The organism is Paenibacillus glycanilyticus (assembly GCF_030161375.1).
Taxonomy (GTDB): Bacteria; Bacillota; Bacilli; order Paenibacillales; family Paenibacillaceae; genus Pristimantibacillus; species Pristimantibacillus glycanilyticus_B.
Genome location: NZ_BSSQ01000003.1, coordinates 123,639 through 140,482, shown reverse-complemented (window position 1 = coordinate 140,482; position 16,844 = coordinate 123,639). Strand labels below are relative to the sequence as shown.

General features: G+C 50.0%; 11 protein-coding genes. 10 read left to right on the top strand and 1 reads right to left on the bottom strand.

Going from position 1 to position 16,844, the window contains the following annotated elements; translation table 11 throughout:
* Positions 1 to 119: 119 nt before the first annotated feature.
* The 6 genes from QQK89_RS04405 to QQK89_RS04380 all read left to right on the top strand — a co-directional run bounded on the left by QQK89_RS04405 (position 120) and on the right by QQK89_RS04380 (position 9,044).
* Positions 120 to 1,073 (top strand): glycoside hydrolase family 43 protein, encoded by a 954-nt coding sequence (locus QQK89_RS04405; RefSeq protein ID WP_284237230.1) that lies wholly within the window; start codon positions 120 to 122, stop codon positions 1,071 to 1,073.
* 166 nt (positions 1,074 to 1,239) lie between these two features.
* Complete coding sequence (locus QQK89_RS04400) at positions 1,240 to 2,985, top strand: extracellular solute-binding protein (RefSeq protein ID WP_284237228.1); 1,746 nt, start codon at positions 1,240 to 1,242, stop codon at positions 2,983 to 2,985.
* A gap of 106 nt (positions 2,986 to 3,091) precedes the next feature.
* Positions 3,092 to 4,006, top strand: coding sequence for an ABC transporter permease (locus QQK89_RS04395; RefSeq protein ID WP_284237227.1), 915 nt, complete (start codon positions 3,092 to 3,094; stop codon positions 4,004 to 4,006).
* Between the two features lie 19 nt (positions 4,007 to 4,025).
* Entirely contained in the window at positions 4,026 to 4,925 is a 900-nt protein-coding gene (locus tag QQK89_RS04390) for a carbohydrate ABC transporter permease (RefSeq protein WP_284237226.1), read from the top strand.
* 35 nt (positions 4,926 to 4,960) lie between these two features.
* On the top strand, positions 4,961 to 6,715 hold the full coding sequence (locus tag QQK89_RS04385; RefSeq protein ID WP_284237225.1) for a glycoside hydrolase family 2 protein: 1,755 nt from the start codon (positions 4,961 to 4,963) through the stop codon (positions 6,713 to 6,715).
* Between the two features lie 283 nt (positions 6,716 to 6,998).
* Positions 6,999 to 9,044: a GxGYxYP domain-containing protein gene (locus QQK89_RS04380; protein WP_284237224.1), complete on the top strand. Its 2,046-nt coding sequence runs from the start codon at positions 6,999 to 7,001 to the stop codon at positions 9,042 to 9,044.
* A gap of 270 nt (positions 9,045 to 9,314) precedes the next feature.
* On the opposite strand, the gene QQK89_RS04375 is transcribed toward QQK89_RS04380, so the two are convergent.
* A complete protein-coding gene (locus QQK89_RS04375) occupies positions 9,315 to 9,971 on the bottom strand; it encodes a transcriptional regulator (RefSeq protein ID WP_434481623.1) in 657 nt (218 codons plus the stop codon).
* 301 nt (positions 9,972 to 10,272) lie between these two features.
* Here QQK89_RS04375 and QQK89_RS04370 point away from each other — a divergent pair, with 301 nt between their 5' ends.
* The 4 genes from QQK89_RS04370 (at position 10,273) to QQK89_RS04355 (ending at position 16,775) form a co-directional block, all read left to right on the top strand.
* Positions 10,273 to 11,262, top strand: a complete 990-nt coding sequence (locus QQK89_RS04370; RefSeq protein WP_284237223.1) for a cell wall hydrolase — start codon at positions 10,273 to 10,275, stop codon at positions 11,260 to 11,262.
* A gap of 257 nt (positions 11,263 to 11,519) precedes the next feature.
* Positions 11,520 to 13,370 carry an assimilatory sulfite reductase (NADPH) flavoprotein subunit gene (locus tag QQK89_RS04365; protein ID WP_284237222.1) on the top strand — a complete coding sequence of 617 codons (1,851 nt, stop codon included), beginning with the start codon at positions 11,520 to 11,522 and terminating at the stop codon, positions 13,368 to 13,370.
* A gap of 71 nt (positions 13,371 to 13,441) precedes the next feature.
* Positions 13,442 to 15,166, top strand: a complete 1,725-nt coding sequence (gene cysI / locus QQK89_RS04360; RefSeq protein ID WP_284237221.1) for an assimilatory sulfite reductase (NADPH) hemoprotein subunit — start codon at positions 13,442 to 13,444, stop codon at positions 15,164 to 15,166.
* Positions 15,167 to 15,305: 139 nt separating this feature from the next.
* Entirely contained in the window at positions 15,306 to 16,775 is a 1,470-nt protein-coding gene (locus tag QQK89_RS04355) for a gluconokinase (protein ID WP_284237220.1), read from the top strand.
* Positions 16,776 to 16,844: the final 69 nt, after the last annotated feature.

Here is a 16,844-nt window from a genome sequence, read left to right as displayed (position 1 = left end):
ATTTGGCTCAAACTTTTTTGAGCGGAAAGTGAAGCGCTTTCGCAATTGTTTGGCGCAGGAGGTCTCCTAGATAATAGGAGATGCAAGAAGTTATGAGGAGCAAGAAAAGGAGAGAGTAGATGGCACAAGCTGAGACGTTTTGCAATCCCGTAGTTGAAAGCGCTGCCGATCCTTGGGTTTATCAGCATACCGACGGATATTATTACTTCATGTGCACGAGGGGGAATCGCCTGGAGCTTACGCGGTCGGATCGTTTATCGGGAATTGCGGAAGGGCGCAAACAAACCATTTGGACACCGGAACCCGGGGGATTGTACAGCAGTCACTTGTGGGCGCCGGAAATTCACTTCCTGAACAACAGTTGGTACGTCTATTACACGGCCAACGATGGAGGAGGAGATGAGTCGCGCCGAATTTGCGTATTGGAGAATGCTAGCGCCGATCCGCTAGAAGGGCAGTGGGTATGGAAAGGCGCATTGCCAACTCCCGTAGCGGGACTAGACGGTACCGTGTTCCAACTAAAGGACCAGCTGTATTTCTTGTATGCGGGCTATGGACATTTTCCGGATTACGGATCCGCCATTTACATCATGGGAATGACAAATCCGTGGACATTAACCGGTGAACAAACCTTGCTCACGGCGCCTACGCTGGATTGGGAAAAGCAAGGCGGCATGGCCATTAATGAAGGACCGGTCATGCTGAAGCGCAACGGAAAAGTATTTCTTGTTTATTCAGCCAGCACCACTTGGTCTGAGGATTATTCGCTAGGGATGCTTGCGATGGATGAATCGGCAGATCCGATGGCGGCGCAGTCCTGGACAAAGACGATGCAGCCAGTATTTAAGAAAAGCGTAGACAACGGCGTGTACGCGACCGGGCATAACAGCTTTACGAAATCTCCGGATAGTTCAGAGGACTGGATCGTTTTCCATGCGCTGCCCGCACCAGGTGTCGATACCAAACATCGCGCGACACGCATTCAGAGATTTGGTTGGAATCCGGACGGGACACCCGACTTCGGAGTGCCTTACGGAGATGAGATGGCCTTGAAGTTGCCTTCAGGAGAATAGGAATCAGTCATTTTTTTTTACTTATTGATACATGATTTCTGTAATTAAATAGTTTTTTTGCGAATTTGAAAGGATGAAAATCGTTATATCGCTAGTTTTATCGCAAATCTGTTCAATTAATTTCAATATTTGCATTTGAAAACGTTGACAATTAAGGGGGATAAACATGGGAACAACGACAAAACGTCTGCTTAACCTGTTGCTCGTATCCGTGGTGGCCGGCTCTACTCTGGCGGCTTGCAGCAACAACAATAATGAACCGAAGGAATCCGCCGATCCGGCCGCAACAACCGAAAGCTCGGATGCACCGGCGGAAACCGCGGCTTTTTCCGACATTAGCACGACGATCCGCGGCAATAAAGCACCAACGCAAGAACAGATGGATGAAGTGAATAACACCTTAAACGATACGTATCTTGGCGATTTGTACGACGAGAAGATTCCAAGCCACTATGATGCTTATCCTTACAAGAAAGACACAACGCTCGATATTTGGCTGCCGGCGGACTCGCAGATCCCGGAGATGAATAATCAAGTTGTACAAAAGCAAGTGGAGAAGTTGACCGGTATCAAAGTAAACTTCATTACGCCTCCGGTTGGCCAGGAAGCGGATGCTTTTACTCTGATGATGTCCTCGGGCGAGCTGCCTGACATTGTCATTGAGCCGGAACGTTACCCGGGCGGCCTTGAAGCGGGCGTTAAGGACGGCGCTTATCTGGATTTGACCGATTATATGGATAAATACGCTCCGAACTATTCCGAATGGCGCAACTCCGATGAGACAAGAAGAAAAACAACCGTAACGGATAGCGGCAAGCTGCTTGGCTTCTACGGCATTGCTCCTTATTCCGAATGGATGTGGTTCGGCATGCTGATCAAGAAGGAAGCGCTTGAGAAAACGGGACTGGAAGTCCCTAATACGATCGATGAGTGGCATACCTTCCTAACCAAAGCGAAGGAAGTTGGCTACAGCGAGCCGCTTAACTACGGTTCGACATACGGCCAGATCTTTACCGGCATCATTAACGGCGCTTACGGCGTATGGGATTGGACGTTTATGGATGCGGACGGCAAAGTGCAATGGGGACCAGCCCAGCCGAAAGCGAAGGATTACCTCGCTACCATGCAGCAATGGAACAAGGAAGGTCTGCTGAACAAAGACTGGGCGACAGCAGACTTCAACCAGCGGATGGCGAGCGCGATCTCAGATAAAACCGCGGTTATGATGGACTCCCCGGATACCATGTGGAGCTACTGGAAGCAGCAGAACAATATTGACTTCGTTGGCGCTCTGAACCCGGTTCTGAATGCGGGAGATAAGTCGGCTACAACGTACAAGAACTTCAAGCGTACAGGCAGATCCGCTGCCATTACGACTCAGGCCGACGACGTGGAAGCGGCAATGAGATGGCTCGACTTTGCTTACAGCAAGAAGGGCTGGGAGATTCTGAACTACGGCGAATACGGCAAGGTGCATCTGGTTGACGAGACAGGCAAACCTTACTTCCAACCGGACAGCTACATTTACAAAGATCCGGACGGCCAGCCGGTTGCTACTACCCTAGTGAAATACCGCATGCACTCTTGGCCGGACATCCGCGACGAGCATAACTCCAACCCGCTTATCGTGGCGGAAGGCAGCTACTCGGGCGACATTCGGAAAACTTGGACCGAGAATATGGATACGAGCGTAGCGATGCCTCCTATTACGTTCACAACGGAAGAAGCTTCCCGTGAAGCGGAGCTTGGCAACCAGCTGTCGACTCTCCGCAACGAATATTTTGCCAAGATTGTGAAAGGGCAGTTGCCGGTAGATGCGTACGACAAATTCCTGAGCGAAGCGAAAAAGATGGGCCTCGACGAGTTCCTGAGCATCCATCAGGCTGCGCTTGACCGGTATAACGCTCGATAACGCTTACGATTAGGAAGCTTCATACAGGAGAAGAAAGGGCATAGCTGTTCGTGCGAACATCGCGCGGGCGGCTATTCCCCTACCTGGGATATAAGGCGGTGTATGGATGAGAACGGGTCAAATCATTAAAAAGGATTTCAGGAAAAACTGGTTTGCGTATGTATTGGCCGTACCGGTCATCGTATGGTTTGTTGTTTTCTGTTATGGACCGATGTGGGGGCTATTGATCGCTTTTAAGGATTTCAAGCCACTGCTGGGTTTTGCGAACAGCGATTGGGTGGGATTGAAGCATTTTGTTGATTTCTTTCAAGGGCCGTACTTCTGGCGGGTGGTCAAAAACACGCTGCTCCTGAACGTGTGGGGGCTGGCATTTGGCTTCACGGCTCCAATCATTCTCGCTCTTATGCTGAATGAAATCCGTGACGGCAAATTCAAGAAAGTCGTACAGACGGTAACGTACATGCCGCATTTTATTTCACTTGTCGTCGTGTGCGGGATGATTCATATTTTTACGGCGGATGAAGGGGTTATTACCCAGCTGGTGCAGCTGATCACGGGCAAAGAGTATACTTCTTTGCTAGGTTACTCTTCGTTCTTCCGGCCGATCTATACGTTCTCTGACATCTGGCAGACGATCGGATGGTCCAGCATTATCTATCTCGCGGCCATGAGCTCCATTGATTCGACGCTATACGAAGCTGCGGATATAGACGGGATTGGCAGACTGAAGAAAATGTGGCATATTACGCTGCCGCAAATCAGCCCGGTTATCATCATTTTGTTTATCTTCGCCGTAGGCGGCATCATGGCGTCCAGCTATGAGAAAATCATCCTTCTCTATAACCCGCTTACTTACGATAGAGCTGATGTTATTGCTTCCTATGTTTACCGCCGGGGCTTGCGCGAAGCCAGCTTGAGCTACTCGACGGCCGTTGGACTTGTCAGTTCGTTAGTGAACTTTGCCCTGCTGTGGGTAACGAATAGAATAGCAAGCCGTAAATCCGACGTGAGCTTATGGTAGGAAAGGAGAGGGCTATACAATGAAATACCATTCGATCAGCAACAGAGCATTTGATATTACAATCTATATTCTGCTAGCAGCTTTGACTTTGTGTTGTCTGTATCCGATCGTCCATATCGTGTTTGCTTCCGTCAGTGATCCGGCTAGACTGGTAGCGCATAAAGGCATATTATTGAACCCGCTTGGATTTACGATTGACGGTTACAAGCTCATATTTAAAGACGATAGTCTATTAGTAGGTTACAAGAATACCATTATGTATGTAGGGCTTGGAACATTGGTTAATATGCTCATGACCATTATGGGTGCATTTGTATTATCCAGACGGGATTTATATTTCAAAAAATACATCATGATCATTATTACGATTACGATGTTTTTCGGCGGCGGATTAATCCCGTGGTTCTTATTAATGAAGGATATTGGCTTGTATAACAATCTGTGGGCGATGATTTTGCCGACGGCTCTAAATACATGGAATATGATCGTGCTGCGGACCGGCTTCCAGTCGATTCCGTCGGAGCTCGAGGAAGCGGCCACTATGGATGGCGCAAGCCAGCTGAAGCTGCTTGTCAACGTGATTATACCGCTCTCCAAAGCTACGCTCGCCGTTATTTTCCTCTATTATCTCGTGGGCAATTGGAACTCCTGGTTTAACGCGATGGTACTGCTTAAGGACCGCGACCATTTCCCGCTGCAGCTCTTGCTGAAGGAAATTCTGGTTGCGAATGATTCAACGGCAACGACGCAGGGAAGCGCCGGCGGCGTTATTATCGACAGCGCGTCCAGCGCGACGGCGTTCCGGGAATTGGTGAAATATTGCACGATTGTATTCTCGACCCTGCCGATTCTGATGGTATATCCGTTCCTTCAGAAGTATTTTGTGAAGGGCGTTTACGTCGGTTCAATCAAAGGCTAATCGCAAAAGTTAATAGCAAAGGAGATCACTGATTTATGATAACTACGATTCCACGTCCCGAATATCCGCGTCCCCAGTGGGTACGACCGGATTGGATTAATCTGAACGGCGATTGGCAGTTCGAAATCGACCATGGCAACAGCGGCAAAGAACGAGGGTTCCAAGAGGCCAGTCACGAGTTGGCCGGAACGATTACGGTACCGTTCTGTCCGGAAAGCAAGCTTTCGGGCGTAGAGCATAAGGATTTTATGGCCGCGGTCTGGTACAAAAGAGAATTAGTCGTACCGGGCCATTGGCTTAATGGCGGCGGGCGTATTCTGCTTCACTTCGGCGCCGTGGATTATGAAGCCGAAGTATGGGTAAACGGCGTGTCCGTTGGCAAACACCGCGGCGGTTATTCTTCCTTCAGCTTTGATATTACGACAGCGGTTACGGCGGAGAGCAACGCGGTTACCGTCTACGCGAAGGATGATTTGCGTTCCGGCCGTCAGCCGCGGGGCAAGCAATGCGGGGGATATTATTCCTCGGGCTGCGATTATACCCGTACAACGGGCATCTGGCAGACGGTGTGGCTGGAACATGTGCCGGATGTTTATATGGCAAGCATGAAGCTTGTTCCCGATCCGGACAATGCTTGCGCGCATATAGAGCTGCAGCTTGGCGGAAGCGGGATAGAGAGTGGTACAACGCTCACTGTAAAAGCCTTATACGAAGGTATAGACGCTGGTTCTGCGGTGATGAAGGTTACCGGTTCGTCGGCTAAGCTAATGCTGCCGTTATCCGAAGTTCATCTTTGGGAACCGGGCAAGCCGGAATTGTATGATCTGGAGCTAAGTCTGGCGCGGGATGGCCAGATCTTCGATGCCGTGCAGTCGTATTTTGGGCTTCGCAGCGTGAAGCTGGACGGGATGGCGTTCCGGATCAACGGCAAATCCGTGTTTCAGCGGCTTGTGCTGGATCAAGGTTTTTACCCGGATGGCGTATATACGGCTCCAAGCGACGAGGATCTGCGGAACGATATCGAAATATCGATGGGACTTGGCTTCAACGGAGCTAGGCTGCACGAGAAAATGTTCGAGCCTCGCTTCCTGTATTGGGCGGATAAGCTTGGCTACCTCGTATGGGGGGAGCATGCCAACTGGGGCCTCGATATTACGACAACGGAGGGACTGGCCGGCTTTTTGCCGGAATGGCTGGAAGGGATCGAACGCGACTTCAACCATCCTGCGCTTATTGGCTGGTGCCCGTTCAACGAGACTTGGGATAAGGACGGCGCCAAGCAAAATAACGAAGTGCTCCGCATTGTCTATGACGTGACGAAGCGGGTGGACCCCACGCGTCCTGTCATCGATACGAGCGGCAATTTCCATGTCGTGACGGATATATTCGACGTCCATGATTATGACCAGAATCCGGAGACGTTCAAGGCCAGATACGAGCCAATGAAGAATGGCGGCGAGGTATTTAACACATTCCCGAAGAGGCAGAGCTATGAAGGCCAGCCTTATTTCGTCAGCGAATACGGCGGAATCTGGTGGAACCCGGAGCAGAAGGATGAGAAATCCTGGGGCTATGGCGACAGACCGACCTCGGAAGAGGCGTTTCTTGCCCGTTATGCGGGGCTGACGGATGCGTTGCTTGATCATCCGATGATGTTTGGTTTCTGCTACACGCAGCTGTATGACGTAGAGCAGGAAGTTAACGGCCTGTACACGTATGACAGACGGGCGAAGTTTGATCCGGAGCTTATCCGGCGCATTAACAGCCGCAAGGCGGCAATCGAGGACTAAAGCGGAGTATATCAAAGGACTGTTCCCAAAGCCGAAAGCTATGGGAACAGTCCTTTTTACGTTGCCGGGCAGCTGGAAAATTGAAACTAAAGACCTCCAAAGGGAATAAAAGGAACTATTTATTTGGAAATTTTTGTCGAATGTATTGAAATGACATATACAATATATATAATATGTCTTGTGTGTGGACCACAGCTAAGATGAACCTCTGGGAGGTGGGGAGTCAGCGTTTCGTTTTCGAACTTGAAGCATCACTAATCAAACTATAAGAGGTGTTGGGAACATGATTCGAAAGTTAACGGCAATCAGTTTGGCAATTGTCAGTACGCTGTCTTTCTCGGCTGGAACATATGCCGGGCCGCAACCGGCGGCGCAAGGATCCACGATCTCATGGCCGGAGAGCCAGCAACTTCCGACCTTCAAGCAGGCTAAACAGCTGGATGTAGCGGACATTTACGATGCTCCGGGCGATGTAAAGCTGTTATTTTCCACGCTGCAAGGGATTGTGAACCGCAAGGAACCACGCATTTACTTGCTCGAGAACAAGGAAGAAGGCAAGTTCAAATGGCTGAATGATCTGGACGTCGATTATAAAGTGCGCGACGATTATTATGACATTTTGAAGAAATACCAAAAAGAAATCAAAGGCATTATTATCTATGATCCTAACGTGCCGGATTCCGTAAACGTGGCTACAACGCTCGCCGGACTTCGCGATGGCGTGGCGGTAAGCCCTGAGCTGGCTAAGAAGCTGGAAGCCGCACCTTACAACTTCAAAGTAATCGAGGATTTCCAAGGCAAGTTCAAGGACCGCGTGGATGCTTATACTTGGCAGTATGAGAACCTGTGGAAAGAAACGACTCACCGTATGCTCGTTGGCCTGAGCCCAGAAGTATCGGCACGTCCTCCGGCGAACCAGGTTGATACATACAAGGTTGTCGCACAGGAGCCAACGGAAGAGCGCGATGCCAAAAACCGCAAGGTGTATGATCTGGACTTGTCCAGCTTCGTAGCGAAACCTGATGTGTACGTTAAATTTGGTGACGCTTTCACCCAAGACGGCTGGGGAGCGGCCGTTCACGAAATTACGCTGAAGGCTGACGGCAAAGAAGTTGCACACTTCCTGCCGGGCACCGACGCCGAGAAGCCTTATCTGTATGATCCGCAAGGATCGCAGGTATCCCAAGGCAGCGGCGGACACCGTTTCGCTGACGGCGGCAACTATTTCACGTACAAGTTCACTCCGCCAGCTGGCACCAAAGAGCTGACGATGTCCGTTGAGATGTGGAACGAGTACAAAGTAAGCGCAACAAATGACCAACCGTTCTCTTCCCAGACCAAGGAGCCATATGGTTACCTGCGCGATTATGCCGTAGCCAACAAGGCGATGGTATTCTGGCTGGATTCCAATGATCCGGCTGAGAAAGAGCTGTTCGAGAAAATTTTGTCCGACGTAAAAGCGGGCACTCCGTATTTGGGATGGTTCAGCAACGACTTCCAAGGGGAGTTCAGCGGCGTTGAGGTCGCTTCTAACCATGGCGTGTACGTTCTTGCAGCCGACTGGTTCAGCAACATGAGCGTATTCTCCGGAACTAAGCCGGAATTCTCCAAACCAAAAGCTCCAAAACCAGTGAAGCTGGATAACAAGATCTACGTGACTTACACGTTTAGCGAAGGCGATAACCTGCAATACAATCAGCACAGACTCCGCATTTTGTGGGATGATCCAAAACGCGGCCAGGTGCCAATCAACTGGACTTCCAGCCCGTTGCTCTATGACGCAGCGCCAGCTATGCTGAACTACTTCTATGGAACAGCAACGGCTAATGACCAAGTCATTGCGGGTCCATCCGGCGCGGGTTACCTCTACCCAGCGGCTTGGCCGGAAAAAGAATTTGCCGATTACTTGAAGAAGACCAAAGATTATCTGACCAAAACAGGCATGAACATTCCTTATGTTCTTAACCGCCTGAATGGTGAGAATCTGCCGCTTAGCAAAGCAAACAATGCGGCATACCGTGATCTGTACAAAGTTCCGGGCCTCTTCATCGGCTGGGATAACTTCACGAAAGCGGAAATGGTAGACGGTGTTCCTACCTCCAACATCCAAGGTGTTGGCAGCGTAAACGACACGAAAAAAGCGCTTGCCGACGCTAAAGCGAAATGGGACGGCAAATCGCCGCTCTTCGTATCCCTTGGCATCTTGGCTTGGGGCATGACGCCTACAGATCTGGCAAACGTAACAGCCGAGCTTGGTCCTGAGTACCAAGTCGTTCTGGCGGATCAATACTTCTCGCTCGTTCGCGAAGCTAACGCCGTGAAGAAATAATAGTAGTTGATAACAAAAACCTCCGGATTTTTCGGAGGTTTTTGTTTGTTTTGCCAATGCTGGTCCGCTAACGAAACGCAGTAATCTTATTTGCCGAAAATCAGTCGTCTATAGCATCTAACGAAACGTGGTAACGTTAATTAGCCGATAAGAAGTCATATGACGAGTAAATGCTTCAAATAGCAATATGAGGTTTCGTTAGATTTGAAAATGCGTTGATATCGAGCAAATAGCGTTACGTCGTTTCGTTAGCTTCCATTGAGATCTGCGTCAAAGTCTCAACATGTAAGTACGGTAACGCTGCTTGCCGCTGGCTACAACAAGGAGCTGACTATCAACCAACTTTATAAGCAGGCGGCGCGCGTATTGATCCGATATTCGCAGATGTGCTACCAATTCAGCAGGTATGAAGGGGCGCAACACTCTGCGTGCATAACGGATGGTCTCCGCTTCAAGCCAGCTGAGCGACTCCGGGACATCTGTAGCAATGAATTTTCCTACAAAAGAAAGCACAAGCTGTTGGCACCGCTTAGGCTCATCTACAATCGATAGATAGGCAATCGGCAGGAACACCCAGTTATCTAATGCCAACAAGCTATGCCGCCAACACAAATCCTTAAATCTTCGCACATCCAAATCTCTGGCGTGTGGCCCATAACCTTGAATTTCTATCCCTCCTTTTGAGTCCCCGCCGGGCATATAGGCTAAGTCGATATAGCGAAAGCCGTTATGAAAATCTTGAACTTCCCATTCTGGGTGCAGATGGTCGAAGTTTCCAATGGTCGGGAACCAAACTGAGCGAAGAAATTCTACTGTGCCGTGACCGAGTCCTTTTTCGAGTAGTTCGCGTCTTCGGTGATTGCTTTCATGCTCAATCATGCTCTGCATCCATTGTTGATAAGCTTGATCAAATTTCAAAATTATCATCACATCCTACTATTGAATTGGCCATGAAAAACAAAAAACGCCGCTTTGAATCCGTCATAACCAGGGGGTAGACGGTATCCAAAACGGCGTGTTCTTCACGACCGGCAATATTTATTAATAGTATAAATTAATAATAAATGAGAAACAATCGACACTTTTATGAGAAAAATGAGTGAATTTACAGCTTATTTCATCGTTTCTGTGAAAATGTTAATCCAAACTTCATATTTGCATGTGGTACAATTACCCAGAGCATGAATGGTTAAGGGCTTTATACCTACATAATCTTGGGGAGGTATATATGATCGTACATAACATGCAAAAATCTGTGAAGATCATGTCTTGCGTAATGGCTTTAGCGCTTCTCTGGCTTAGTGCTGGACCGCTTACAAGCGTTTCTGCGGCAGAAGCAGGCGCAACGGTTCGGGTGAATGGCGAGAACGCGAAAGTCTCCGACTCCATCATTACGCAAAAAAACAGAATGTATGTACCGGCGGCGCGTATTGCAACGATGCTTGGCGCTGAGATCAGCTGGGATAGCAATAACGAAGAACTTACAATAGATACAGCCTATAATGATGAAGTTGTATTCGGCAATGACGTGCCGGTCGTTTATTTCAACGATACGCGTTACCGGATGGAATCGGCACCGTTTATGGAAGACGGAAGAATGTACGTACCGCTCCGCCAGCTCGCCGACGTGCTTCACGCAGATCTGTCTTGGGACAATGATTCCAATACGGCTAAGCTCACTGAAGTTGATCGCGCGGTTGTAACGGATGAGTTTGACCTCGCGGACATTAGCAAGGAATACGGAATCAGCGCTGCAACCTTGCTGAAGCGCAACGGATTAAGCAGCAAGGATCAGGTAAAGCCCGGAGCCAAATTAAAAGTCGTTATCCCTTCATTCCTGGATAATCCGGCTGCCTCTTTCACGCAAAACGATCTAACGCTGCTAGCTAAGATCTCGCAAGTTGAAGCAGGCAGAGAGTCTTATGAAGGACAGCTTGCCATTGCGAACGTGATTTTGAACCGGGTGAAGGATTCGCGTTTCCCGGATTCCATCCACGACGTGATCTACTCCGGCAGACAGTTCCCGCCAGCCCATAACGGACTGCTAGACAAGAGCAAACCAAACGCAAGCGCCATGCGCGCAGCCAAGGATGCCTTGAACGGGAAAAATAACGTTTATGATGCGGTATATTTCTTTAATCCGAATGTGACCCAAGGTTCTTTCTGGAATAACCTTGAGGTGGTTGCCAAGATTGGCGGACATAACTTCGCAAGATAATATCGTTTTTATACAATAGAAGCGCGCTCCTAACGCAGGAGTGCGCTTCTATTTTTTTATCCATAAACCGGTAAAACTAATGGCAATAAGATCATTTCTTCAGCTTTATAAAGAAAAGTGATTAATGTTACAGAATATCTTATAGACAATTTTCGACTAACGCATTGAACCTAACCTATGGCTGCGTTAGTATTAGGTATAAGAAAACAGAGTATAGAAGTCGGATTTTATAGATCGATGTGTGAGGTGGATGTTGTTTGCAACTTCAAGTGACGAATAGTCCGTTTACAGGCGAGCAGGCAGAACTGCTTAATAAGCTGCTCCCAACTTTGACAGGATCCCAAATGCAATGGCTCAGCGGTTACTTGGCTTTTTATGGCGCAGGTAATAATGTCGCTCTGGCTTCGGTAGCAGCAGGAGCTGCGGCAGTGGCAGAAGCCCCGGTAGCTACGATATCCGCGGTGCCGGACGCACCAAAAGAAGCAACGATTTTGTTCGGATCGCAAACCGGCAACGCGCAAAGACTGGCAGGACGGCTTGCCGACAAGCTGAAAGCACAAGGTTTTGAAGTTACGCTATCGGCAATGAACCAGTACAAAACAAACAAGCTGAAGGAAGTCGGCTATTTGTTTATTCTGGCAAGCACGCATGGCGAAGGCGATCCGCCGGATAACGCATTAACGTTCTACGAGTTCCTGAACAGCAAACGCGCGCCTAAGCTCGACGGCGCGAAGTTCTCCGTTCTGGCGCTTGGAGATACTTCGTATGAATTCTTCTGCAAGACAGGCGCAGACTTTGACGCTAGACTGGCTGAGCTTGGAGCAGAACGGATCGTTGACCGCGTAGACTGCGACGTGGACTTCGAAGAGTTAGCATCCGGCTGGCTTACGGCTGTTGCAGGCGCGGTAAGCGCAACTTCGGCAGCTGCGGCACCGCAAGCAGCAGTGGTATCGGCTTTCCCGGTAGCAGCCGGAGAGTCGGAATATTCGCGCTCGAATCCGTTTATGGCGGAAGTGTTGGACAGCTTGAACCTGAACGGTAGAGGTTCGGACCGCGAAACTCGCCATTTGGAGTTGTCGCTTGAAGGCTCCGGTCTAACCTATGCGCCTGGCGATGCGGTTGGCGTCTATGCCTACAATGATCCTGCCTTGGTAGAAGAGATCATCGCTGCCTTGAACTGGAATGCCGATGAGAAGGTTGTAACAGGCAAAGCCGGAGAGACTTCTACGGTTCGCGAAGCGCTTGCCCACCATTACGAAATTACGGTATTAACAAAGCCGCTGCTGGAGAAAGCCGTTGCCTTCTCGGGCAATAGCAAGCTGGCCGAACTTGTTAAGCCGGACAATAAAGAAGACCTGAAAGCCTATCTGAACGGACGTGATCTGCTCGATCTGCTCCGCGATTATGCGCCTTGGACGCTGAAAGCAGCCGATGTGGCTAGCTTGCTCCGCAAGCTTCCTCCACGTCTCTATTCAATCGCAAGCAGCGTGAACGCGCATCCGGAAGAAGTGCATTTGACGATTCGCAAAGTGGAATACGAAGCACATGGCCGCGACCGCAAAGGAGTATGTTCGGTTTATGTATCCGAGCGTTTGCAACCTGGCGACAAGCTGCCGATCTTTATCCAGGAGAACCCGAACTTCAAGGCTCCTGTAAATCCGGAAACACCGGTTATTATGGTTGGTCCTGGCACGGGCGTTGCTCCGTTCCGCGCTTTCCTGGAAGAGCGCGAAGAAACAGGTGCTGAAGGAAAGTCATGGCTGTTCTATGGCGACAGACATTTTGTTACCGACTTCCTGTACCAAACCGACTGGCAGCGCATGCTGAAGGACGGCGTGTTGTCGAAGCTTGATGTTGCGTTCTCCCGCGATTCGGATGAGAAGGTCTACGTACAGCACCGCATGCTGGAACAAGGCGAAGAGCTGTATAAATGGCTCGATAACGGCGCTCACGTGTACGTGTGCGGCGATGAGAAACATATGGCGCATGACGTGCAATCGGCGCTTCTGACGATTATCGGCCAATACGGCGGCAAATCCCAGGAAGAAGCCGCGGCTTACCTGTCCGCGCTGCAAGAGCAAGGACGTTACCAACGCGACGTATACTAAGCGCTTGTTTGGCAGCGTTTAGCAAATAGATAAGTATGAACCCATAATCATGGGCAAAGGAGCTAACAGCAATGGCAAAGAACCATAAAGTCGAGCCCATCGGCGGACCGCCGAGCGACGTGGAGCATCTGAAACTGGAAAGCAACTATTTGCGCGGTTCGATGACGGACTCGTTGAATAACCGGATTACAGGCGGCCTTCCCGAATTGGATAACCGGCTTCTGAAATTCCACGGCAGCTACATGCAGGATGACCGCGATTATCGCAACGAGCGCCAGAAGCAAAAGCTAGAGCCGTATTATCAATTTATGCTTCGTGTCGTTACGCCGGGCGGCGTAGCGACTCCGGAGCAATGGCTTCTGATGGACAGCCTCGCCGACAAATACGGCACAGGCAGTCTGAAGCTCACGACGCGTCAAGCGTTCCAGCTTCATGGCGTATTGAAATGGAACCTGAAGAATACCATTCAAGAGATTAACGCGGCCATGCTGACGACGCTTGCAGCTTGCGGCGACGTTAGCCGTAACGTCATGTGTAATCCGAATCCGTATCAATCGGAGCTTCATAGCGAAGTGTTCCACTGGTCGCAGCAACTGACTTCCCATTTGGCACCTAAAACACCTGCTTACCACGAAATCTGGCTGGATGGCGAGAAAGTAGTGGACGGTGCGGACCAAGGCGAAGTAGAACCTATCTACGGTCCTGTCTATCTGCCGCGTAAGTTCAAGATCGGGATCGCCGTTCCGCCTTCCAATGACGTGGACGTGTACTCGCAGGATCTTGGATTTATTGCCATCGTTGGCGAAGACGGCAAGCTGGCCGGCTTTAACGTTAGCGTAGGCGGCGGCATGGGGATGACCCATGGCGACACGGCGACTTACCCGCAATTAGCTAAAGTAATCGGCTTTATTACGCCGGATCAAGTGCTGGACGTAGCTGAGAAGGTTGTCATGATTCAGCGCGATTACGGCAACCGTTCCGTACGGAAATATGCCCGGTTCAAATATACGATCGACCGTCACGGCATGCCTTGGTTCATTGATGAACTGCAAGACCGTCTCGGATGGGAACTTGCGCCAGCTCGCGAATTCCATTTCGAGAATACCGGCGACCGTTACGGCTGGACGAAAGGCAAAGACGGCAAATGGAATCTGACCCTTTACGTTCAAGCTGGACGCGTCGTGGATACAGAAGGCAATAAGCTGAGAACGGCGCTTCGCGAAGTAGCGAAGATTCATACCGGCGACTTCCGTCTGACGGCGAATCAGAATCTGATGATCGCAAACGTTACCGCTCAGAAGAAAACAAAAATCGTAGCGATTCTGAAGGAGTTCGGTATCGAGGAAGGTTCGAATTATTCGGCGCTCCGCCGCAGCGCATTGTCTTGCGTTGCGCTTCCGACTTGTGGTCTTGCCATGGCAGAAGCAGAACGTTACTTGCCTTCGCTGATCGATAGACTGGAGCCGGTTCTTGCGAATGCGGGTCTTCAGGATCAAGAAATCAACATCCGGATGACGGGCTGCCCGAACGGCTGTGCACGTCCCGCACTGGGCGAAATTTCGTTCATCGGCAAATCGCCGGGCAAATACAACATGTACATGGGCGCAGGTTTCGCCGGCGACCGTCTCAGCAAGATGTACAAAGAAAACATCGGCGAAGATGAAATTATGGATACCCTTACTCCAATCATTAACCGGTACGCGGCAGAACGCAATAAAGGCGAGCATTTCGGCGACTTTGTGATCCGCGCAGGTTACGTGAAGCCGGTAACCGACGGTACGAATTTCCACGAATAGAGAAGCAACGAAGCGGTACAGCCATGTACCGCTTTTTTTTGTTGCCTTGCGTATAGCGTTCAAAGGACGAGATTGCTAGAATGGAACTATTATTGTTTTCGCTACCTATCATTGTCCGCAGAAAAGGAAGGTTTATTGGATGTCAAAGTACATAATTGGATTAGATCTCGGTACCACCAGCGCGAAGGCTTGCATTTTCAACCCTATGGGCCATCTTATTGCGGATGCGGAGGAACCGGTTCATTCCGAATACCCGCAGGTAGGCTGGGTACAGCAGGATGCCGCTGCGGTTGAACGCGCGGCCGTTTGGGCGATCAAGAAGGCCATCCAGAAAGCCGGCATTGCCATGGACGAATTATTGGCATTTGGGTTCTCGGCCGCTATGCATTCACTTGTGCCCGTCAGCAGAGAGGGAGAACCTCTTGCGCCCGCATTTATCTGGTCAGACGGAAGAGGAACGGAGCAGGCTGAACGTTTATCCGAAGAGGTGCGACTGAAGTTGTACGCGAAGACCGGTACGCCTGTACATCCGATGTCGCCATTCTTGAAGCTGCTCTGGATGAAAGAAAACGGCTTTGAACCGTATCTTCAAGCTTCTTATTGGATGTCCATTAAGGAATACATTATATATTGCTGGTTCGGCAGACGGGTGATCGATTATTCCATGGCCTCCGCGACCGGTTTATTGAATCCTTATACCCGCCAGTGGGATCAAGACATGCTGGAGCTTGCAGGCGTAAACATCAACCAGCTGTCGGAAATCGTAGCGCCAACAACCCTGCTTGGTCCGATCAAAGCAAACATTGCGGAAGAGATGGGTATTCCGTCTACTTTGCCCGTGGCTATTGGGGCCGCTGACGGCCAATTGGCCAATCTCGGTATTGGCGCGCTGCTGCCCGGCGAGGTAGCGGTATCGGTTGGGACAAGCGGTGCGATCCGTCAGGTGACAAATGAAGCGAAAGTGAGCAGCCGCGGCGAGACGTTTTGTTATTCGTTTACCGAAGATTCCTATATCATTGGCGGACCTACGAATAATGGCGGAATAGCTCTGCAATGGCTGAAGCAGCTGCTTAATGATCAAGGCAGTTATGAGGACTTTTTGGCCGAAGCGGAGCAAGCCGAGCCGGGGGCTGAAGGTTTATTGTTCCTACCATACATTAACGGGGAGAGAGCGCCGCTGTGGAATCAAAGGGCGAGAGGCAATTTCTACGGGATGACGGTCGCCCATACGAAAGCGCATTATGTGCGCGCCGTGTTGGAAGGTATTACGTTTAATCTGTATCAAATTGGGCGGACGCTCGAGCAGCTGGCGGGTGCTCCCCGGATTATTTATGTTAACGGCGGTTTGTCGCGTTCCCCGATCTGGCTTCAGATGATGGCGGATATTTTTGATGCGGAGATATACGTTTCCGAGAATCATCATAGCGCGGCGTGGGGAGCGGCTTGGACGGCGCTTGTCGCGATTGGGGAAAAAGAGGATTTTGTGTCGATTAAGCAGAATATTCCAATGGGAGAAGCCGTTGTGCCTAATCCAGATACCAGTCGCGCCTACAAAAAAATATTTGAACGGTATGAACGGCTGGCTAGCAAAATCGCTGATTTGTTCTAAGCTATTCATTATTGGCCGGTATCGAATAAAGGCTGCAGCAACAGCTGTTGTATAAATAGATAGATTGCG